19 protein-coding genes and 1 tRNA gene are annotated in these 23,109 nt (G+C 40.0%); 12 read left to right on the forward strand and 8 right to left on the reverse strand.

Annotation, left to right across the window (positions count from 1 at the left end):
- Nucleotides 1-48 precede the first annotated feature (48 nt).
- From ACGF49_RS14370 to ACGF49_RS14425, 12 genes are all read left to right on the forward strand, one after another.
- Nucleotides 49-315, forward strand: coding sequence for a GPW/gp25 family protein (locus ACGF49_RS14370; RefSeq protein WP_387491557.1), 267 nt, complete (start codon nt 49-51; stop codon nt 313-315).
- Complete coding sequence (locus ACGF49_RS14375; RefSeq protein ID WP_113041309.1) at nt 312-728, forward strand: hypothetical protein; 417 nt, start codon at nt 312-314, stop codon at nt 726-728. Before ACGF49_RS14370 ends, ACGF49_RS14375 begins: the two co-directional genes overlap by 4 nt.
- Nucleotides 729-810: 82 nt before the next feature.
- Nucleotides 811-3,540, forward strand: coding sequence for a hypothetical protein (locus ACGF49_RS14380; RefSeq protein ID WP_387491561.1), 2,730 nt, complete (start codon nt 811-813; stop codon nt 3,538-3,540).
- Nucleotides 3,506-6,418, forward strand: a complete 2,913-nt coding sequence (locus ACGF49_RS14385) for a hypothetical protein (RefSeq protein ID WP_113041311.1) — start codon at nt 3,506-3,508, stop codon at nt 6,416-6,418. Before ACGF49_RS14380 ends, ACGF49_RS14385 begins: the two co-directional genes overlap by 35 nt.
- Nucleotides 6,415-6,561, forward strand: coding sequence for a hypothetical protein (locus ACGF49_RS14390; protein ID WP_387491565.1), 147 nt, complete (start codon nt 6,415-6,417; stop codon nt 6,559-6,561). The genes ACGF49_RS14385 and ACGF49_RS14390 overlap by 4 nt, the downstream gene beginning before the upstream one ends.
- Nucleotides 6,562-6,583: 22 nt before the next feature.
- Nucleotides 6,584-7,810 (forward strand): tail fiber protein, encoded by a 1,227-nt coding sequence (locus ACGF49_RS14395; RefSeq protein ID WP_387491568.1) that lies wholly within the window; start codon nt 6,584-6,586, stop codon nt 7,808-7,810.
- A gap of 58 nt (nt 7,811-7,868) precedes the next feature.
- A complete protein-coding gene (locus tag ACGF49_RS14400) occupies nt 7,869-9,761 on the forward strand; it encodes a contractile injection system tape measure protein (protein ID WP_387491571.1) in 1,893 nt (630 codons plus the stop codon).
- 61 nt (nt 9,762-9,822) lie between these two features.
- Entirely contained in the window at nt 9,823-11,877 is a 2,055-nt protein-coding gene (locus ACGF49_RS14405) for an ATP-binding protein (protein ID WP_387491574.1), read from the forward strand.
- A gap of 24 nt (nt 11,878-11,901) precedes the next feature.
- A complete protein-coding gene (locus ACGF49_RS14410) occupies nt 11,902-12,819 on the forward strand; it encodes a DUF4255 domain-containing protein (protein ID WP_228903026.1) in 918 nt (305 codons plus the stop codon).
- 232 nt (nt 12,820-13,051) lie between these two features.
- Nucleotides 13,052-13,348, forward strand: a complete 297-nt coding sequence (locus tag ACGF49_RS14415; protein WP_113041316.1) for a cycle-inhibiting factor — start codon at nt 13,052-13,054, stop codon at nt 13,346-13,348.
- An 85-nt stretch (nt 13,349-13,433) separates the two neighbouring features.
- A complete protein-coding gene (locus ACGF49_RS14420) occupies nt 13,434-14,405 on the forward strand; it encodes a hypothetical protein (RefSeq protein ID WP_113041317.1) in 972 nt (323 codons plus the stop codon).
- An 82-nt stretch (nt 14,406-14,487) separates the two neighbouring features.
- The gene (locus ACGF49_RS14425; protein ID WP_113041318.1) at nt 14,488-15,423 is read left to right on the forward strand and encodes a YwqJ-related putative deaminase; all 936 of its coding nucleotides are present in this window, start codon (nt 14,488-14,490) and stop codon (nt 15,421-15,423) included.
- Between the two features lie 136 nt (nt 15,424-15,559).
- On the opposite strand, the gene ACGF49_RS14430 is transcribed toward ACGF49_RS14425, so the two are convergent.
- From ACGF49_RS14430 to ACGF49_RS14465, 8 genes are all read right to left on the reverse strand, one after another.
- Nucleotides 15,560-16,945: a GntP family permease gene (locus ACGF49_RS14430; RefSeq protein WP_113041319.1), complete on the reverse strand. Its 1,386-nt coding sequence runs from the start codon at nt 16,943-16,945 to the stop codon at nt 15,560-15,562.
- A 2-nt stretch (nt 16,946-16,947) separates the two neighbouring features.
- A complete protein-coding gene (gene denD, locus ACGF49_RS14435; protein ID WP_113041320.1) occupies nt 16,948-17,913 on the reverse strand; it encodes a D-erythronate dehydrogenase in 966 nt (321 codons plus the stop codon).
- A 190-nt stretch (nt 17,914-18,103) separates the two neighbouring features.
- Nucleotides 18,104-18,877: a DeoR/GlpR family DNA-binding transcription regulator gene (locus tag ACGF49_RS14440; RefSeq protein ID WP_228902661.1), complete on the reverse strand. Its 774-nt coding sequence runs from the start codon at nt 18,875-18,877 to the stop codon at nt 18,104-18,106.
- 12 nt (nt 18,878-18,889) lie between these two features.
- On the reverse strand, nt 18,890-19,669 hold the full coding sequence (gene otnI, locus ACGF49_RS14445; RefSeq protein ID WP_113041322.1) for a 2-oxo-tetronate isomerase: 780 nt from the start codon (nt 19,667-19,669) through the stop codon (nt 18,890-18,892).
- Nucleotides 19,670-19,687: 18 nt separating this feature from the next.
- Nucleotides 19,688-20,329: an aldolase gene (locus ACGF49_RS14450; protein ID WP_113041323.1), complete on the reverse strand. Its 642-nt coding sequence runs from the start codon at nt 20,327-20,329 to the stop codon at nt 19,688-19,690.
- Entirely contained in the window at nt 20,322-21,599 is a 1,278-nt protein-coding gene (otnK, locus tag ACGF49_RS14455) for a 3-oxo-tetronate kinase (protein ID WP_228902662.1), read from the reverse strand. The genes ACGF49_RS14450 and otnK overlap by 8 nt, the downstream gene beginning before the upstream one ends.
- Nucleotides 21,599-22,504 carry an L-threonate dehydrogenase gene (ltnD, locus tag ACGF49_RS14460; protein ID WP_113041325.1) on the reverse strand — a complete coding sequence of 302 codons (906 nt, stop codon included), beginning with the start codon at nt 22,502-22,504 and terminating at the stop codon, nt 21,599-21,601. Before ltnD ends, otnK begins: the two co-directional genes overlap by 1 nt.
- A 409-nt stretch (nt 22,505-22,913) precedes the next feature.
- A tRNA-Tyr gene (locus ACGF49_RS14465) sits at nt 22,914-22,998 on the reverse strand.
- Between the last annotated feature and the right edge of the window lie 111 nt (nt 22,999-23,109).

Genomic DNA, 23,109 nt, shown 5'->3' on the forward strand with positions numbered 1-23,109 from the left:
TTCAACTAAGTTGTCCATAGCCTGTTCCCCCTCGGAGCTGTTTTTGGTGTGCACCAAAACTTTGCTCCTGGAACAGGCTTCTCGTCAATTTCTTATCCAGAATTCGGGTTAGCTAGCATTCAAACGCGTATTGAAGAGCGAGTATTGCGCTATGAACCCCGTGCAGAAATGACTGAAATTAAAGTGAGTCAGAAAACCGATTTATCGAATACCTTACAAGTTCAGGTGAATTATGCCTTGAGAGGCAGCGAAATTAGCCAGCAAATTGAAGGTATTCTTGAGATGGGTGAAGGGCTGATAGAGGTGATCTTATGAGCAAACAACTGGTGGTTGATGGCGACACCTTGCTATTCGAACCCTTGTTCGGTAACCGACAGGTCACTCTTGTGGGGCCAGCAATTATCAGGGGCAGCGGGCACGCCAAAATCCAAGGCAAAAAGATTGTCATCGTGGGTGATGAAAAAAAGATACAGCTTCAAGCGCAATATATTACTCCTATCCACCCGGTACCTGGCATGGGGATGGTCACCATTGCTCAATTGGATGCTAGCCAGACAATAAACTTTTGCCGTAGCCTTGCCACGGTGATTGTTGTTGGGCAACAATTTATTGCTCGTTTTACTCCATCACAGCCGGCAAATAATCCACAGAGTGGCCCGGATATAACAGCACCCAGTATGGGTAAAGGCCGATTTATTGCCAGTCAATATGCTGTCAGTGCCGGATAAATAACCTTTTAATTTATTTTTAAATAATGATCATCTCCTGAAAATATCTTAAAGTTATATTCAAATAACAGGTGGAATAAATATGGGGCAGACAGAATTAGAAAATAAACTTACTGCTATGGTATCGGATACTACTTTTAAACTTGATGAAAGAAGTACGCTGGATATATTAAATTGGCTTCAGGAATATACGGAAAAAATCCCTTTTGAACAAGAGAAAGAAAAACTTTGGAGTAGCTTCTACTTTATTCAGGAAAACAACCCTCAGCAATTAGCGGATATTTACCAAGATGCGAATAAAGCCAATGGCCTTTTACCAGCGCATCAGGCTTTTTTACTGGCTTTTTTAAAACTATTAGAAACCACTAAAATATTATTCAATACCTTTCCGGCACGTCATCGTGATCTTTATTACCGACAATTGTTAGGCTTAAAACCGAGAAATGCTCAAGCAGATCAGGTTGCAATTGGTATCACGCTGAATTCGAGTAGCGTTGAATATCTTATTCCGAAAGGCACCCGCTTTGATGCTGGACATGATAGCGCTGGCAATCCATTACAGTATGTGTCTGAATCGAATATATTAGCAAATCAAGGAGAATTAACCGACCTGCGTTGGTATCGAAAAGAGGGGGATGGCTGGAAATCGGCAATACCACTAAATCTTGCAGATAACATTGCATTGCCTGAAAACGGTATTCGACTTTTTAGCCCAACGCCTAATGATGTTCCGGTTCTGTCTGGCTACTTAATTACTTCGCCTTTATTGACGATGTCAGCGGGAGAGCGCACGATTAAAGTGACATTAGACAGCGAGTGGGCGGGGGATTCTAATCAAGTCACCGCTCAGATTAGCTCGGGAGATCACTGGCTTTCATTATTAGTAGAAAAAGAAAAGGCTAACCTCAAACTCAGCTTATCAGCTAACGATGACCCCATTAGCCCACCTGATGCTTTAGATAATATGACGTTTGATGTACCGGTACTAAAACTGAGCACCAAACAGGGACCGAGGTTGCCGAAGATCAAAGACATCGAGATCAACATCAACATTAACGGCAACCGTAGTGTGTACTATGCGTCTGATAGCGGTATTGAACAAATGAATGCGACTAGTTTTCCTTTTGGTCAATCACCGTTATTAGGCTCTGGTTTTAATCTGGTTGCTCCTGAATGGTATAACTTCGAAAACGCGACCTTGACGATTACCCCTCAATGGGTAGGATTGCCTCAACAAAACTTTTCAACATGGTATGGAGGATATGAGACCCAGCTCGATAATAGTGCATTTAAAGTACAGGGTTACTTAGTCACGCCTCAAAAGAGAGAAAAGCTTAATGAAGCGCAATCATTATTCAATGGAAAGGAGAAACCACAAGGACAAAGCTTAAAATTTACCTTGCCAGCAATGAATTTTCCCCTTACAGACAGCTCGAATCCCAATGATTGGCCTGCATCCGTGCGTATAGAACTCGCCGAGCAGGATTTTATGCATACCCAATACTGGAAAGATCCCAAAGATAAAAATTTACCCTATATCCCACAAATCAGTGCGTTGCAGATTCAATTCAACGTTGAAGTTAAATCTAAGCAATTTACTGTTTACCCTCTGACGCCTTTTGGCCGGGGTGAAGCAGCAGAAACACTGACATTTACTCATGATGCATTCTATTTGGGCTTTACCGGAGTACTACCGGGTCAAACTTTATCTCTTTATTGGCAATTAGAAGGGGTAAAAAAACAGGCTTTATCTTGGTTTTATCTCGACAAGTGCAATACCTGGAGTAAATTGGATAAATTCGTTGACGATCAAACTGATAACCTGTTCGACCGGGGTATCTGGCGCACTTTATTGCCACAAGATGCCTCAAATCAGGCCGCTCTGATGCCGTCAGGGCGGTACTGGCTGAAAGCCGAGATAACGGATAAGACTGATCCCCAAGATTACCCACGTATTAAAGGTTTGCTGTATAACGCTACCACTGTCACCTTAGCTAACGCAGAAGCTGTTGAGCAGGAACATTTTATTAATGGATTGGCCGTTGGCAGCATAAAACAGCCGGCAAACACTATTCCGGCAATCAGCGGTGTTACGCAACCTTGGGCTTCCTGGAACGGTCGCCCGCAAGAAACTGAGCAAGCCTTCTTAAAGCGAATTCCTGTCCGGCTGTCCCATCGTAACCGAGTGTTGAGTTGGGGGAACATGGTCACCTTACTAAAAGATCATTTTGTTAGCCTACTTGATGTCAGACACCATTCAGGCAGTAAATTAACCACCCTCCCGGCGCCGGAAAAGCAACAATTGATAGTCATCCCAGACAGCCGTTACAAGGATAACGACGATGCATTACGCCCAGCACTGAACCCGGCGCGATTGGCCGAGATGGTCGAATGGTTAAATCGATTAAGTAGCCCTTGGGTAACCATTGAAATCAACAATCCTACTTATGTTGACGTTAATGTGGATTACCAAGTGACCTTTATCTCAGGCATTAATTCTGACTACGGCTATCACCAGCTACAACAGCAATTAAGCAGAACGTATATGCCGTGGGGAGAGAATCCTGCTATCGGTGTGACGATGGGTAATCACATTGACTACTACCAGTTATTAGCCACCATCCAACAATCCCCTTTGGTAGAACGCGTCACCAATTTAAGCATAACAATAGTTAATCGAGTTACGGGTGCCGTGGGTACAAATATCGAAGCTAATGATAATGAAGTGTTGATTTTAGTCTGGTCAGATAAACATTCCTCAAATAAGGAGTTAATCAATGAGTCATCAGGATGCTCTGTTTCCCGTTGTTAAAGACGATATTGCCTTTGATACCTTACTTGCTCAGGCTAAGGCTGTTATTGAGCAACAGTCTGGTCAATTTTGGCGTGATATCAGTGAAAGTGATCCCGGTATCACCTTATTAGAAGCCTGTTGTTATGGTGCATCAGATTTAGCTTACCGTCATTCGCTGCCGCTTTTAGATCTTCTGACGCCCAGAAAGGAGGAACAGACACCCGGCGACGGTATTTTCCCCCAAGAGTTTGGCCCGCAACAGATGCTGACTTGTGGTCCAATTACGTTGGCGGATTATCGCCGGGCGTTGCTGGACTTGCATAGTGACAACACGGTTGATGGTTACTTTTTATTTAATGATGTACTACTGGTATGTGAACCTAACGATCAACGCTATACATACTGGTATAGCAAAAAGAAACGTGAATACAGATTTATTCAAATCGCAGATTCAGATAGTGAACAGTTAACATTAAGAGGAAATTATTGGCTTTATTTGCTCCCAGGCCGGGAAACTCAGATCGATAATAAGTTGGCACAGGAGAAACTTAACGTTTTCCTGAAAGATAATCGTAATTTAGGAGAATGGGTGAGTCGGGTTATCTGGTTAGAACCTATTGATTTGCCATTGAAGATGGATATTCAGCTTGATAATGATGTTAAAGATATCGCTGACGTATTTGCTCAAATTTATATGACAGCGGAACAAACGGTGCAGGAAAAGCCGCTACGTTATACCACCCAGATAATGAAAGAAATGGGTTACAATAATGAAGAAATTTTTGACGGGCCTTATTTACATCACGGTTGGATACCTGAATTACCCCCGATCAAAGATTACAGTGGTGCGACGATATTAAATCTAAGCCATTTGGTTAACCGATTATTGGCTATCAAGGGAGTTCAAAGTATTATTAGGCTGGAATTAGATGAAAATAAAGATAATAAGAAAATTATTTCTCCGCTACTGCAAGATAATTGGTCTTGGCAAATTGCGAAAGGATATTATCCCAGATTATGGGGTGATGATCCCTTGGGATTGATTACCTCATCAGACAGCCCATTGACTCTTATTGCCAAAGGTGGTGTGAAAGTTGTAGTTTCTAGCGAAGAGATAAAGAAGAAGATCATTACAGAACCACTGATTAATACACAACCAGAATTATTAAACTGGGGTAAGCACCGTAAAGTGTTGGATTATTATCCGGTAAGTAATAAATTACCGGCTTGTTATGGATTGCAGACTAATAAACATACCTTACAACAACGACAGTTACATCAATTTATTCTGCCTTTTGAACAAATATTAGCTAACGGTTGCGCAGAACTTGCCTTATTGCCAAAACTATTGGCGTTTAAACAACGAGGAAATACGGTATACGGTGCACAATGGCCTTTCAAGGTTAATACCGTCAGTCAGAACGTTCATCAGGAGATAATGCCCGACTTAATTAAGAAACTGAATAATGATGTACAAATTGGTAATGATGATGGCATCCATGAGCGAAACTATGCAAAAGAGCTGGCTATTCTTGAATATCTGTTAGGCTATTTTGGTACACAGCGAGCCGCCAGACCACTTATTCTCAATCGACAGGATTTTTTATCCACTCAGCGCGGTTACTTGGCTCAACAACCAGAGTTGGCCTACCATCGTAATAATATTCGCATTGATAAAGTATCGGCGCTGCAAAAACGAATTGCAGCTCGGTTAGGCTTGGGAAGAAAATGTTTTAGTGAACCGCCTGATTTAGCTGATCTTCCTTTCTATTTAATTGAGCATCGCCGGCTGTTACCCGTGAAACCTGATGAGGCATTCAACAGTGAACAAATACCTGATAATCTGGAAATTAAAAATCATCCTGATTCTAAAAGCCATCATTTAATTATTATTCAGCAAAGTACAGCAGGGCAGTTATTACATGGTCAAATGATTGACTTGATTATTAAAGGCGAGAACGGATTCACATTACGGGGCCAGGTGATCACTGAGATTACAGAAAAATCATTTTATCTTGACACCCATAACAGTGTTGCTTTGGAACACAATTTGAACAGAGTGCAACAGGCATTTACTGACAAAAAACTAGTCTGGCAAAATAGCCTGGTGTGGTTGGAAGATATGGATTATCAACTGGTTTATGCCGATGAAATACATCAAAAAAATAAAGAAGACGATGAACTCTGGATCACATCTAGTCCCCAAAGCCCTTTTCCTGCTATGATCAAAGAAGGGGATGAAATCACACTAAAATATAAAATTACCCCTTATGAACCAGCCAAAAAAATATCCGCTGATATGAATTCTCCATCTGACTATATGCTTAAAGCGTGGGTAAAAAAATTCGATCATATTAAGGGTAAGATATTAATTAAACGAGATAAAAATACCAAACCTTTTCCAGAAAAGGAAAATGCATGGCGTTACCGCTGGTATTTCTCTAGTGCAGAATACGCGCATACTGATCGTTTTTCATTTGTCGTCAGCGTAGTCATTAATCGCCAGTTAATTGAGAATAACAACGTTGATCATCATGGACTGGAATCGTGGGTAAAAACTGAGATTTTAGCTGAATTTCCTGCTCATGTTTCCATGATTATTCATTGGTTATCACCGGACCATTTCAGGAATTTTGCCAGCACCTATAAGCGTTGGCAAAATAATGGTTCTGCTTTAGGGGATGAAGCATACCATATTTTAGAAATGTTAACATTAGGTCGTCTGCCTTCTGAATTAACAGGTATAGGGAATATGAGAATTGCCACTGAACAACAGAGAACTGAGGTCATTGGTGAGTCTGAAACAGAATGGAATGCTAAATTTATTGAGAGTAATCAGTTGCTGTATGTACCAAAAGTTAAAGATAATATTTATCGTGACAAAGACAAAGGTTGATTTATACCCTATGGATTTCAAGATGCATCGCGGCGGCAAGGGAGCGAATCCCCGGGAGCATAGATAACGATGTGACCGGGGTGAGAGAGTGCAGCCAACAAAGAGGCAACTTGAAAGATGACGGGTATATGTTATTAGAATAGACGAATATATAAGGTGATAAAAATGGAAAAGAAGAACGATTTGTCCAATTTAGAGAGTAATCAAGAAAATACTAATAATAAAGTAGAAGATCTTTCAGCAGATGATTTAAAAAAACGTTTTAAAGCAGGTAGCATTCCATTGCAAACTGATTATGAACATTTAATTGATATTGCTGATATTGGTCGCAAAGCAGTCGGGAAAGTACCGAAACAAACTGGGCCAGGAACAGGATTGAAACTGGATGATAATGGTACGCTTAATTTAAAGATGGGTCCTATCTCCAGTAAAGACTTTTCTCCATTAATATTAGAAAAAGATATTTTATCTGTAGACCTTGGTAGTGGTTTGATTAATAAAGAGAATGGAATATCTGTTGGTCAAGGTAATGGTATTGTTGTAAATACAGATGATGTCGCTGTCAAGGCTGCTAATGGTATTACTGTTGATGGCAAAGGTATTTCAGTTAAATCTAATAATGGCATCAATGTTGATGCTGATGGTGTCTCTGTAAAGACAAAAAATACAACCATCAAAGTCGAATCTATTGGGATATCTGTAGGAATTGGTTGGGGAGTAAGAATAGGAGATGAGGGATTAGATGTCCAAGCTAGTAATGGTATTAATGTTGATAAAAATGGTGTTTCAGTTAAAGCTGGCAATGGTATTAAGGTTGATGATAAAGGTGTCAGTATTGATCCTAACAAAGTACTCCCCAGAGGAATGATTGTGATGTTTTCTGGCAGTAATGCTCCTGAGGGATGGGCATTATGCGATGGTAATAATGGTACACCAAATTTGATCGATCGATTTATTTTAGGCGGGGATTTTTCTGGTGTTAAAGGGCAAAGTAATACTAAAGTTTCAGGACCTAAAGATGGTAAATCATTTAGTTTTAATTCTGATGAGGCTACATTAAATATCAATGGCAAAACAAATGAGAAATCGTTATCTATTGGTCAAATACCTAACCACGATCATCTTAGTGGAATAATTATTGATACAAATATAATGGCTCAATATGGAGCTTATGAGATATCTTCAGACAAGAGAGCGGTAGCTTCTTCAAATAATACTAGAAATAGATATCTCTATTATTCAACAGGGATGACCACATCTAAAGGTGTTGTAAACGGAAACAGTCCAGAAACACATAATCATGACATTGATGTGAAAAACACAGGTAGACATTCCCATAGTAATAAAATAACAGTTCCTTATTATATTCTTGCTTTCATTATGAGAATTTAATGTTTATTAAGGAATCGAAAATATAAGTCATTCATTAATCGTAAAGAGAATACTATTTATGACTTTAGGAAAAAACTTGTTAAATCGAATTGCTATTACTATTGAAGCTAATAATCAACAGGTAGCTAAAAAATTATTACATGGTTCTCTGCTTAATCAAGTCAGCATGCATAAATTACTTAATTTATACTTTAATAAACATGCTGTTAATCAGGATATCTATTTAGAGAAATTAACGCTGAATCTTGGTGAAATTAATTTCCGTAACTTTAATTCATTATTTCCTATTAGGCTTAATATGGAGTTAAGTAAAGCATTGAATCGATATCATGGAGATAATAAGGAAAAAACACTCACAGAAGATTCAATAATACTCCAAAATACCCATAAGCCCTCTTTATTAAATGGTGATTATTTATCTGATATTGAGGAATTTATCCAATATTTATATAAAAAAGATGTTAAGTTAAATATTGAAAAGGCAATTGTAAATAATAGGAATATTGATGTTAATACTAAATCTTTAATTAACAAATTAATGCGAATGGAGAGAAAATTAATATTATTTTTGGCAAAAAGTTGCTTATCTGAGCATGGTTTACAGCGACTTTTAGCTATCAGTCAACCTGCTTTATTAACTGCGATTAATCACAAATTGTTGGAGGATATAGATAAATCTCAGCATCAAGGAAAGATAATTTCTTCTTGGCAATTGGTATTGAATGCCTTGGGATATATACAGCGACATAATACGCAGGAAATACCTAAACCAGATATGAAAGTGATGTCATATATCATGGCTGAACGTGATAACAGTATGCTTGATATTGTGTCTATTATTACATTATTTCGCCAAAATATAGTCGCTGAAAGTGCCTTATTAAATGCATGGTTGAAGCTGCTTTGGCAAATAGAATGGATTCCAAAACTGTGCAAAAAACACCTCTCGATTCAGGAATATGAAGATTTAGTTAATCGCTTTAGCTGTGAAGATCAGATTATTAGGGAACACACTTTACAACAAACAGTCGCAGTTAATTCTTTGTTGACTGAGTTATTACAGAGATTAGCGACGGAGACTCAGAAAACTTTACCGCCATTAAATCATCATCAGCTTTCATTAATAGCGGCAGCAATTCAGAAGGGGGAAATTAAAACAGAAAATATTCTCCAGCTATTGCAACATCCAGCGTTATATAACAATGTAGGTTTGGCTTGGTTAGCACCGCTGTGGCAATTAGCTCCTGTTTGGCAAATGTGTAAAAAACATCTTCCTGTTGAGGAATATCGCGATCTGTCACAACGCTTTATTCCAAATAATGCAAATCAAAAATTAATTTTGCAAGATCAGCCAATATTATTAACACCAGATAACGTGTGCGTTAAAGACAATAATGGTAGCCAACGTCGAGCAATTAATAGACCATGTTCTGAGCCGGGTTTATTACCGCTATATCAAGTCAGTAATGCTGGAATATTGATTCTATGGCCGATGTTACCCGCATTATTTAATCATCTGGGTCTACTTGAAGAGAAAAATTTTATCCATCATCAAGCTCAATTTAGGGCGATTGATTCTCTGGATTATCTTATTTGGGGGAGTGAAGAGACGCAAGTAGAGAGAAAAATATTGAATAACGTTCTGTGTGGGTTAATGATTGATGAAGAGACACAATCAATCCCTGTTGAACCAGAAAAACAGTTGATAATAGAACAATGGTTAGATGTGATTATTACTCAACTTCCGGGCTGGAAAAAACTGAGTCGTAATGATATCCGTCAACTATTTTTACAGCGGCCGGGTGAATTGTTGATAAATGAACTGGAAATTAAAATCACGGTACAGTATCAGCCATTTGATGTGCTATTAGCCGACTGGCCGTGGCCGTTAAATATCGCCAAACTTCCCTGGCTAAATCTTCCTTTACGAATTGACTGGCAAAACATTTAAAAGGTTTATATGAACTCTTTCCCTTGCCGTCGCGATCCATCTTGAAATCAATAGGGTATATATGATGGCTGAATTACGTTGGATTTATCCCCATCTGGAACGTATCGATCTGCAATTACAACATTACTATTATCAGAATAGAGATAAATATGACTCCTTACCGGAGAGTTTTTTACTGACTGAGGATGAAATAAGACAACATTTAGCAACACCATTAGGTATTCCGCATTGGATAATTAAACAGGATGATATTATTAACCTGCCTGAAATTGAAGAAAACCCATCCATTGATGAATTGTCTTTATTGGTTGAACGTTTTGAACTGACGGAATTTGAGCGTGATGCCTTATTATTAGGTTTATTGCCACATTTTGACAGCCGTTATCATGCATTATTTGCTGCTCTGCACGGTAACAGTAAAAAGCAATGGCCTAGTTTTGCTTTAGTAATTGAATTATTTAGCCAATGCCAAAGTGATAGGCAATTACTGCGAAACAGTTTTTTGCCACAAACACCGTTAATTAGTAATCAATTATTGCGACTCAATAATTACGAGGAGCCTATTTGGCTTCAAACGCAATTTTTAACTCACATCGCTGTCTGGCATTTTTTATCAGGCCAACGGGTAATTTTGCCGTCCCTAATAACTTGTGCTTATTGGCATTCTCCTGTTTCGCACCTTTGGTATCCACCAACCCTTTGTCATTCACTTGAAAAGATATTATTGAATGAAACTGATGAGATTCGCCCGCTGGTGATACTTAGAGGAAAACAGCATAGTGCCAGAGAATTAGCGGTCGGCAATATTATGGCGTTTCACAGAATTAACACTTTAATCTTGGATTTAGCTCGATTACCAGAGGAAGAAAACTCAACTGTAATAGCTAGTTTGCTAGCAGATGCAGTGAGAGAAACACGTTTACATAATGCTTGTTTATTAATTCGCAATTTTTCTTTGCTTGCAGAGGAAAAGAAAATATTGAATAACGTATTATTCGTTTTATTAAATCAACCAAGATTACGGGTGGTTTGTTTAGTAGAGCCGGGAGACGCATTAGTATGGATTAAACATCTGCCAATGGTACAAATAGAGATGCCGGTAGCTACGCTGGTGGATAAAGAATCTATGTTAAAAGAATGTTTACCGGATAATACCGCTCAAAGAATTAATATTATTCAATTGTGTCAGCGTTTCTCATTTACCGCAGAAACATTGCCGTTAATTCTTAAAGAAGCTTATCAATACCAAATACTCCGACAACCAGAGGAGCAGTTAGAAGAAATAGATTTACGTAAGGCGTTAAGTTTTCGCGCTCAACAGAACTTAGGCAAGCTGGCTAAACGAATAACACCAACACGTAATTTTGATGATTTAGTGATTTCTGATGAATTAGCTCAACAATTAAAAGAAATTATCGCGGCAATTAATTATCGTGACCAGATTTTGAGTGCTGGTTTTCAGGAGAAAATAGGCTATGGTACTGGTATTAGTGCACTATTTCACGGTGAATCGGGTACGGGCAAAACAATGGCCGCAGAAGTGATTGCCGGGCATCTTGGTGTTGATTTGATTAAAGTTGATCTTTCTACCGTTGTGAATAAATACATTGGTGAAACGGAAAAAAATATCGCCCGCATTTTCGATTTGGCTGAGACGGATTCTGGGGTGCTGTTTTTTGATGAAGCCGACGCACTATTTGGCAAGCGCAGTGAAACCAAAGATGCTCAAGATAGACATGCCAATATTGAAGTTTCTTATCTATTACAACGATTAGAGGATTATCCGGGATTGGTAATTTTAGCCACCAATAATCGTAGTCATTTGGATAGCGCTTTTAATCGTCGTTTTACCTTTATTACCCATTTTACTTATCCTGACGAACTATTACGTAAAAGAATGTGGCAAACTATTTGGCCTGAACAACTGAAATTATCCGACGAAATTGATTTTGCACATTTGGCTAAACGGTCTGATTTGACGGGGGCTAATATCAGAAATATTGCCTTATTGGCATCAATATTAGCCGCGGACAATAATAGTGAAAAAATTGATAATCAACATATAGAACGAGCCGTTACCCTCGAATTAAATAAGACGGGTAGACTGATTTTTTAAATACTGATCAAATTTGGAGTCGATATGAAAGATATTATTGAGCCTAATAATGCTATTGTCGAAGTTAATAACGCATTAAAAGATGTTTTATCTCGATATTTAAATAATGTTGATATTCGTTTTGATTTGCCAGATATAGATTCAATTCCATCTAAACCGACAATCAGTGTATTTCTTTATGATGTACATGAAGATTTGCAATTACGCTCTGCTGAACCAAAGCGTTATAATCCTGTGACTAATTTATTGTTACCGGGATGGGTAAATATTAATTATAATTATTTAATTACTTACTGGCATTCGAACAAACCATCAGTTGATGGTAGCAGTCCTGATAGCCAACCTGATAATCAGGCGGCAAAAATAATGACATCTGTTTTGAATGCATTGATTAATCATCGTCAATTACCTAAAATTCCTGGTGCTTACACCAAAGTCATTCCACCACAGGAAAATTTAAATAGCTTAGGTAATTTTTGGCAGGCGCTTGGCAATCGCCCACGTCTTTCCTTATTATATTCCATTACCGCACCGGCAAAACTTCAAGATATTACTAATACAATAGAGACAGTTATGGAAATTTCTCATTCTGTGGATCAAAAATTGAATCCGGTTAGCTCACAAATAAGTCAGGCGTTATTAGAAAAATTATGTACTGATTTGGGGGGAACAGAAGATGTGCGTTTTGCGTTGGCTAAAGTGAAGTTAACGATTAAACTGGACATATCTGTCACAGGCAATAATGATAATCAAGAAAATGAAAAAATTATTCTTGAGGTTTCGGGTATTACTTGTTTAACTTATTTATCTAAGATAAAAGAGATTCTTTCAACATGGGTAAAAAGTCATAAAGCGGTCGTTAAGGTAAATGGTATAGGTATTATTGTTGCTAAAGAAAATTCTGATGCATTAATTGGAGTGAAAAAACCATCATCTAATTAATTACTCATAATAAAATGACAAGTTAGAGAAGATAACGATATTTTTATTGAGGGATTTATATAAAAACATCTTGTTGTTTGTGATATTTTAATCTATATACCCTATGGATTTCAAGATGCATCGCGGCGGCAAGGGAGCGAATCCCCGGGAGCATAGATAACTATGTGACCGGGGTGAGTGAGTGCAGCCAACAAAGAGGCAGCTTGAAAGATGACGGGTATATCAGTCAGATTTGGGAGAGGGGGCATTACCGCCTCTTAAAATAGCAGATTGGTTAAGTGCTAGAGGAAAAGATCCCGTTACTCTTAATAAATTAAAGAAATTATTAAGTCATGAATTTAATCTATTATCTGCAAATGAGCAACAGGAACTTATTGCCGAAATTTTTGATATACATAAAGAGATATCTAATGTTGGATTAGATAAAATTAAGAAAGATAAACGGATTGATATCTATTTAACAGAGTATAATATTAATGACTTTTATGAAAACATTGAAAAGTTAAAATCTAAATTTGATGATTTATAATATCGCATTTGGTAAGCCAGAATGAGATCTATTATTTTAATAATTGTACTAAAATTGTTTTAATAATCATTTATAAGGTGATAATATGAGACGTGAATATAGTGAAAAAGAAAAGAAAAAAACTTCAATACCGTTGGGGAATTCTATTGATCAGCATGAAATAGATAATAATCCGTTAGGATCAGGATTGGATCTAAATCAGATGATGAATAATACTCCTAGGGTAGCGAAAGATAATTACAGTGAAGAAAATGGCGATCTGTTTTATGGCCTTGCCGCTAAAAGGGGAAAGTATATAAGAGATGTTAATCCTAATTTTGATTCAAATAATCCTGATAGTACGCCAATGATTATAGATTTTTATAATAACGAAGTATCTAGAGTTATTTTTAAAGACACTAAGATATTACCTAAAAAATCAGAAGATTTGGTGAAAAATCCTAAAAAATATGCAAGAAATATTAAGGTTAAAGACAGCTTACAGAAAAATATTATTAAAGAGCAAAAAGGGAGATATCCTTTATGGAATGATTATTTTAAAATAGGAGGTGAAAATAAGAAATTTAACATGTATAAAATATTTAAAGAAATAACTAGCAAGTATAATTCTGACTATTATCATGTTTGTTATAACAAAACATGGCTTACCTTTGAACCTAGATTACTTTGGAAAAGAGGAAGCAAGCTTGGTATAGAAATGGCAGCCCGTAATGGGAGAACAAAAATACACTTTGTTCTTGATGGCCTGAATATCGAACAGGTTGTTAATAAAACAAAAGGTTCTACTCCTCTGGAGGCAGGGCCAGGCGAGTCAGTTACCGCGTCTGAATTGCGTTATGCTTATCGCAATAGAGAGAGATTGGCGGGAAGAATTCATTTTTATCGGGATGGTAAGGAAGTTATTGCGCCGTGGGACGAAAATCCAACGTTATGGCAGAATTATATTCCTCAGGGTAGTAATCGAAATATAGCTACTCAGAGAAATGGAGGAGCAATGTCTAGATTAATAGCATTACCGAGACGAATGTTTTCACCAGTTATTAAGCGTATTTTTTAGTTGAATCCTGATAATTTAAATACCCAGTTGTCATAATGATAATTTCAGGTATCCAATTTCAATTATTATAGAGAGTTTAAAAATGTTCAAAAATGATATACGTGAAAAAACAGTTAAACTTGGCAAAGGTAAAACTGCGGATGAAAGGTTATTGGATGCATTACATTTGGAACTTCCTGATGAAAAAGCAGTTATGTCGGCTTATCAAAAACAGATTCCTGAATTTGATGGTTTTAGTAAAAAAACGCAATTAATCCTTAGCTCTTCAAGTGAATTTGGAAAATTGAAACCAGCGAAGCAGCGTAATTTCTCAAAACCGGGTTTAAAATCGAATGGTGTTTCTGATGGAAAATTTCTTTATGCAAAGAAATCCTTGGAGAATTTCGCTGCTCATGCTGGATACGAGTATAATGGTCATTATGACGATGAATTTGTCAACTTTAAGGATAATAATAGAAATTTAGCCGATGGAAAGTTATTCCCGGGTATTAACCTGATTAAACGTCCAAAATTATCGATAGTGAAAGGTAAAGGAGAATGGGAAATACAACAAAGTGATGAGGCCGAAGCTTATAAGATTATTGACATTGAATCCTTTATTTCAGGGATAAGAGATATGTATGGTAGGGTAAATACACCTTTGCATCCAGTAATAGAATCTTTGATCAGAAATCATATTATCAACAACGACCGTATATTACCGACGATGGCGGGTATTGCTGGTTTGCATGCAGAGGTACAGGCACTGAATAATTTATTGATTTCAGAAGATAAAAAGGCAGGGAAAGCTATTGGAAGTCGGAAAATAAGCGAATATATACGGGATATGCTGAAATCATCTATTTTCACTCAGCGATTAACAACTAAACAAGCTGGAGATAATTTTGCTGCTTGCCATAATTGTTCGGGGATATTGTCATCACCCGTCAATGTCGTTACTGGTAAGGTAACAAGTGCGGGAAGTGATTTTTCATCAACATTATCTCGATATAAAACACCGCAAGAATCTCCAATATAAAATATACCCGTTATCTTTCAAGTTGTCTCTTTGTTGGCTGCACTCACTCACCCCGGTCACATAGTTATCTATGCTCCCGGGGATTCGCTCCCATTTATAAAGAGGCTAAATGATAGTTTTGCTAATGATTTGGTATTTATAACACCAGATCCAAGATGATGACACCACACAAGCCAATCGCCCATGCAATAGTGGTTGGTATTGACCAAACGATCATCTGTTGTTTGGCATCTTTAATTCCCATCATGCGGTTAACGACCCAGAATAGGCTGTCATTAAAATAACCGAAGAATAACGAACCCATCGTTGCTGCTTGTGCGGCAACCAACATGTTGATCCCCGGAATTTGACTAATAATTGGTGCAGAAATAGAAGCAGCAGTGATCATTGCCACAGTGCCGGAACCTTGAATTAAGCGAACCAGTGTTGCGATGATAAATGGAATCAGCACCGGTGTTAGTGGTAGATTGGCTATATATTGCGCCAGAATGGTGCCGGTACCACTTTCACGCAATACCGCGCCTAACGCACCGCCTGCTCCTGTCACTAATAAAATAATACCGGCAGCCTGTAAACCTTCTTCCAGACGGTCAATGACTTCATGTTTATTGGCTTTTGGCATCAAGGTATAAACCGCCAATAATACACTAATGGCTAAGGCAATAATGGGTGCGCCAAGGAAATCGAATGTCTGAAAGTAGAAGTTGTTTTCTTGTCCAGTAAAAGTTTCAGTGTTTAATAACAGGCCATTAATGGCTTTAATGAAGATCAAAACAATAGGGATAATAATCGGCAACAGGGAAAGAAATAGGCTCGGTAGTGGTTTGTTCGCCTTCTCTTCCATGTAGCGTTGGTGGATTGCTTGTAGATCTTGAGCTTCTTCGGCTTCATCAATGGGTTGAAATTCAGGATATTTTACTGCTAACCATTTGGCATAAAATACAATGCCAATAACGCAAGGCACCGCCAGAACCATACCGGTTAACATCATGGCGCCGACATCTACACCGAAAATACCAGCAACTCCCAGTGGCCCCGGTGTTGGCGGAACAGTGTGGTGGGTAACAACCAATCCGCCGGCCAGTGCCACGCCAAGCGTTAGCAGATGACGTTTTCCCTTTTTTGCGAGAGCCTTTGCCAGTGGATAGAGGATAACGAAAGCAGAATCGACAAAAATCGGAATGCTGACGATATAACCGGTAATCGCTAATGCCCACTCTTCGCGTTTTTTACCTAACCATTTGATAAAACTGTAGGCTATCTGTTCCGCGGCACCGGAAACTTCTAGCACCCGTCCCATCATGACCCCTAGACCGATAACAATCCCAATACTGCCCAGTGTGGAGCCAAAACCTTTAGTCATAACATCAATGGTATTTGCTGCGGTTAAGCCGCCAGTAATCCCGGCAATCGCTGCGGCAATTAGCATTGCTAATAAAGCATGAACACGGGTACGTAGTACCAGAAAGATCAACGTAAATACGGCAACACCCAGACCAATGACCGGAATGTAGTGTTCCATAATTAGCCTCCAGCTTGGGATAGGTTATTGGAGATAAAAGCACGGATTGCATCACTGAAAGTATTATCAACATGAAAACCCAGTGATAAGCCACGGTTGATATCGAAGTGACCCGGCCAACTGGCAACAATACGGTTAATGTTTTCGTCTGGTTCAAAGCGGATGAGATCCACCGCTTTCTGCCCGGCAATCTCGGCCAGTGCGTCAATCATGTCCTGAACTGTGACGCTAATACCCGGTAAATTAACTGTGCGGGAAAGACCAAATTTTTCCGCCGGAATTTGAGCTGCATGTATAAAGTTGCGGATCACGGTTTCAGGGCTGGAAAGCCATAAAGTAAGATCGCGGGAAACTGGACAGATACTGCTTTCTCCGTGCAGAGGCTCACGGATAATGCCACTGGCAAAAGAGGATGCTGCTTTGTTTGGTTTACCTGGGCGGATACTGATTGTCGGTAGACGAAGTACTCGGCCATCAACATATCCTTTGCGGGAATAGTCGTTAATTATCAATTCACACATGGCTTTCTGTGCGCCATAGGATGATTGAGGATTAACCGCACACTGATCCGTAATGGTTGATGGTAATTCTCCGCCAAATACGGCCAGGGAACTGGTGAAAATAAATTTCAATTTTGGATTTTTAGCCCGTGCAACGTTTAATAAGTTGCGAGTAACATCAAAGTTAACTTGCAAACCGAGATCAAAATCGCTTTCAGCGTGACTACTGACAATGGCGGCGAGATGGAATAATACCGCACTGTTTTCATCGATCAGCTTTTCCGCGGCTTCTGATTGAGTTAAATCCAGTGCTAGACACTGAACGCGGGGATCATTAACGGGTGAAACAGGACATTGAATATCGGTCAATATGAGTTGGTCGAAATTTAATGTTTGATTGTTGTTTAGTAAAGCGCTGGCTAGTTGCTGACCCAGAAAACCTGCTCCACCAGTGATTATCATTTTCATTGCGACTCTCCTTGTTTAATAGCGTTGGGCTATTTACTTATAGGTTATAGGGTATATACCCGTTATCTTTCAAGTTGCCTCTTTGTTGGCTGCACTCGTTCACCCCGGTCACATAGTTACCTATGCTCCCGGGGATTCACTCCCTTGCCGTCGCGATGCATCTTGAAATCCATAGGGTATAGTAGGGTTCTTACCCTTGTACGCTGACGATATGTAATATCAGATTGTGTTCTCGTAATTGTTGCTGCACTTTCGCCGGAAGTTGGCTGTCACAGACAATATCATCCAAACTCGAAAGCGGGCAGACCCGAAACATGCCGTATTTGCCATATTTACTGCTATCAGACACCAACACACGGCGGCGGGCGATTTCCAATACTGCCTGTTTGACTAACACTTTTTCTTCATGTGGCGTGGAGACACCATGCTCTAGATCCCATGAACTGGTGCTAATAAAGGCAATATCCACATTCAGATTGCGAAGCAGCATGGCGGCGATAGGGCCAACACAGGAATAATTTCTTTTATCTACCAGCCCCCCGGTATGGAACAGATTTAATTGGGGTTTGTTCATCAGATATTGGGTAATGGAAAAATCGTTCGTGATGATAGTGAGGTTAAAACGCTCAGCCAGGACTCTGGCAATTTCAAACGTGGTAGTGCCAGCATCAAGATAGACCACTTGTCCATCTTCAACCATAGATACTGCATATTGACCAATTTCCCGCTTATGACGATGATGAAGCCGGGCTTTTTCATTCCAAGGCAATTCCTGACGTAAAACATCACTAAGTTGCACACCACCACTGACACTAACGACTTTTCCTTCCTCCTCCAGAGTGCGGATATCCCGCCGTACTGTCATATGCGAGACGTTCATCAGTTTAACCAGTGTACTGATAGAAATTGTCCGATATTCATGTACATAGCGATAAATAAAGTCTCTACGCTCTGATGGAAGCATATCTTCTCCTGATTATTTCTGTGCTTTGGTCAACCAATCCAAACCATCTTCGGTGTAACCAGCGGGGTGATATTCACAGCCCAACCACCCTTGATAGCCCATTTCATCCAGTTTGTTAAATAGCCACGGATAGTTCACTTCGCCGCTATCGGGTTCATGGCGTTCGGGCACGGAGGCAATCTGGATGTGACTGAATTTTCCCCATAGACGTTCAATGGTGCGTAGCAAATCCCCTTCCATGATCTGGCAGTGATAAAGATCCAATTGGATAAGAACATTTTGACGATCAATTTTTTTGAGTAATGTTTCAGCCTGATGCTGAGTTGTCAGAAAGTAACCCGGCATATCACGAGTATTAATCGGCTCAATTAATACGTTGATGTTATGTTCTGCCATGACATCAGCGGCATATCGAATGTTTTTGATATAACACTCACGTTGTTGTTCTGGTGTGAATTGTTCATGCAATTTCCCGGCCATAGCATGAACTTGCTTGCAATTCAGAGCCAGTGCATATTTCAGCGCTATTTGTGTACCTTCAACAAATTCTTTTTCACGGCCAGGTATAGAGGCTATTCCTCTTTCTCCCGCCGCCCAGTTTCCGGCGGGCATGTTGAATAGAGCTTGTGTTAATTGATGCTGTTTTAATAGGGCAGCAAGCTCTTCCGCTGCGACTTCATAAGGAAACAGATATTCAACGCCTTTAAATCCAGCTTTGGCTGCACGGGCAAACCGTTCTGTGAAAGGTACCTCATTGAACATCATGCTCAAGTTTGCCGCGAATTTAGCCATGACGAATTCCTTGTTTGTTCACTCAGTTTTTGGGTAACGAGTTGCAAGTTCTTGCACTTGCTCTTTATTTAATGTCGTAAAGCCGTGTGGCAATAAGGTTAAATAGAGCCGTGCGGTATCTTCCAATTCCTCTGCGTTGAAAAAAGCTTGCCGTAAAGTTTTGCCGCCGACAACAGGTCCGTGGTTTGAGAGAAGAATTGCGTTGTGTTTTGCGGCCAGCTTCGCAATTTCTTCACCGATTCTTTCATCTCCTGGTGGCAGATATTTGACCAGAGGCAGTTTTCCGACCCGCATTACATAGTAGGGCGTAATGGGGGGTAGACAGTTACTTTTGTCCAGATTGGGTAGGCAGGAAAGGGCAGTTAACCAAGGGGAATGTAGATGGACCACCGCATGGCATTCGGGACGGTTGCGGTACATTGCCAAATGCATGGAAACTTCTTTTGTGGGTTTGTCACCGGATAGCCAATTACCTTCTGCATCTAGTTTACTCAGGCGATTAGCTTGCAAGTCACCAAAACTGGAGTTGGTCGGTGTGATGATAATCGTGCCATCTTCCAGTTTGGCGCTGATGTTACCTGCACCGCCACTGCTATAACCCCGGTAGAACATTGAACGAGCCCATTCGACTAACTCTAACCTTAGTGCTTGTTCACTCATGAAACATCTCCTGTACATGCAGGAAGAAATCGATGTTGCCGAAGTTACCTGATTTCAATGCCAGCCAATAATTGTGTTGTCGATCGTGTACCCAAGGTACGCCGGGAGCAATGGGTGCGCCGATACTGAATTGTTGGATGTCCAGACTTTGTACTATCTTACCGGCAGTCTCGCCGCCTGCGACAATAAAGGTATTGAATCCTAGCTGACACAGGCTTTTTACAACGCTGGCGAAGGTGTTTTCTATTGCTTCACTGGCAGTAGTTGCACCATATTGTTGCTGGATTTTCTGTAATGTTTCTGGCGGGTGAGTCGCGTATAGCATCGGTGCCAGATAGTTTTCGGATTGCTGAATAACCCACGCAACCAGCTTTTCGGCATATTGTGGATCATTGATGCATGAATCAATATTCAGGGATTTAGTTGGGGCCAATTTCTGATATAGAGCAACTTGTTTGTTGGTCATGACGGAACAACTGCCAGAAAGGACCACGGTGCGTCTATTCTCGGCGGGTGGGGTTGCCCCTTCTTGTTGGTATGGCATCAATGGCTTACCGGTGTCTGTGCTGGCAAGGGCAGCGCCAAGACCAGAACCACCAGTGATTAATTTCAGCTCTGATGCCGCTTTGGCAATAGGCAGTAGGTCATTCATGGTGAGGGTATCTGTTATTGCGTAGCGTATGTTTTGTTGTTGTAAATGATTTAGCCTCACGCGGATTGCCTGCTCGCCTTGGTGTACACATGCCAGATCCACCAGATCTGCTTTCCCTTGAGCTTGTTGTTCTATTAGGCGCAGTAGATTGGCATCTGTCATTGGTGTCACCGGATGGTGCTGCATACCACTTTCATTAAGTAGTTGACCGTTGACAAATAGATGCCCATGTACAACTGTTCGCCCGTTAACGGGAAGGGCAGGGGAGATTAGCGTGATGTCTGTTTGTAGTTCATCCATCAGGGCATCAGTGACCGGCCCGATATTGCCTTTGCTGGTAGAATCAAAAGTTGAGCAGTATTTGAAGAATATTTGTTGACAACCTGTTTTCTGACGTAACCAGCGGCAGGATTTCACCGCGTTATTCACGGCTTCGTCTATCGGGCAGGAACGGCTTTTCAGGCTGATAACGATAGCATCAATATCCGGTGGAATAGAGGTATTTTCATCAGGTGTATCTAATAGCTGGACAACTCGCCAACCACTTTGTGCCATAAAACCGGCGATATCGGTTGCGCCGGTAAAGTCATCAGCGATAACGCCCAATTTAATGGTCATTATTTTTTCTCCGGCAAAGTGATACCTTTAAATGTTTTGATAACCGCGCTGTCATCCCATTGGCCGAAACCTTCATTACTGGCAGCGAGGAACATTTGATGTGCAGTGGCTGATAATGGTAATGGGAATTTCAGATCCTTACCTGTTTCTAAGACTAATCCCAGATCTTTGACAAAAATGTCTACGGAGGATTTGGCAGTGTAATCCCCAGCCAGAATATGGGGAACGCGGTTTTCAAACATCCAAGAGTTACCCGCCGCATGGGTTACAATGTCGTACATCAGTTCCAAGGAAATGCCGGCTTTGGCCGCCAATGCCATACTTTCAGCTGCGGCAGCAATATGTATACCGGCAAGTAATTGATGGATTGTTTTGACGGTAGAGCCTTGACCAATTTCATTTCCAACATAGTAGAGACGTTCGGTGGTGGCAGCAAATACGGGTTTTAGTTGTTCAAATAATGCGAGTTCACCGGAAGCCATAACGGTGAGTTGGCCTTGTTCAGCTTTTAGTGCGCCACCTGAAATAGGTGCGTCCAGCATGTTTAGATTGTATTGGCTAAGACGATGGGCAAAATTTTTAGCCTGTTCTGCGGCAACGGTACTGTGAAGCACAATGATCGTACCGGCTCTTAACTGGTTGACTAACGGTGTTTCGCCTTCAAACAGTATGCTTTCTATTTGAGCACCATTGACGACAACAAGTAAGATAGCATCCAGCTCTGATGCCCAATTTGCGGCGTTGTTTGTCGCCACTTTAGCGCCTGCTTGTAGTAGTTGGTCACAGGCTTTTTGGTTTAAATCAAATCCATATATGGAAATACCCGCGCGTATTAACGCGCGGGCAATTCCCATACCCATAGCCCCCAATCCTATAATTCCTATTTTTTGTGTTGATTGGTTCATGATGGTTCCCTGGTGTTGTTGTTATAATTTGTTATTCTTTTATAATTATTTCACACATCATTTCACAAATATACGATGGTTATCACATTCGAAAGCTCGCTGCTTGAAGGTGGTTTTTGTTTTAATTATTTGATTTATATGGTTTATTGTTGATTTTTGCAAAATGTTAAGCTTCACATAAAGATGTGATTAAGAAATATGATCGTGGGTACATTAAGGTTGGGGGAGCGCATGTTTCGTTGAGTACTTTTAAAGGTGCTAATAGCCAATTCAGAAATGTGCAGACTCAGATTAGGTTTAGGGGATGGAGAGTATAAGAAATCAATCCGGTTGCCACTTCTAAGAGAAAATTTATCGGATTGAGAATTTGAGGTCTTGCTTTAATGTCTGGAGGCTTGAAGAATATTTATGGTGGTGGGGGAAGGATTCGAACCTTCGAAGTCTGTGACGGCAGATTTACAGTCTGCTCCCTTTGGCCGCTCGGGAACCCCACCAGATTTTGAAATGTATCACTGTTGATTACAGCGGGCGGAATCATATCAAATGAGCCGCCGCTGTAAAGCATATATTTAAAAATAAGTTACCGTATGCTGTTTTTTTATCCT

The sequence above is a fragment of the Photorhabdus sp. RM96S genome, from assembly GCF_042879335.1.
GTDB lineage: Bacteria > Pseudomonadota > Gammaproteobacteria > Enterobacterales > Enterobacteriaceae > Photorhabdus > Photorhabdus kayaii.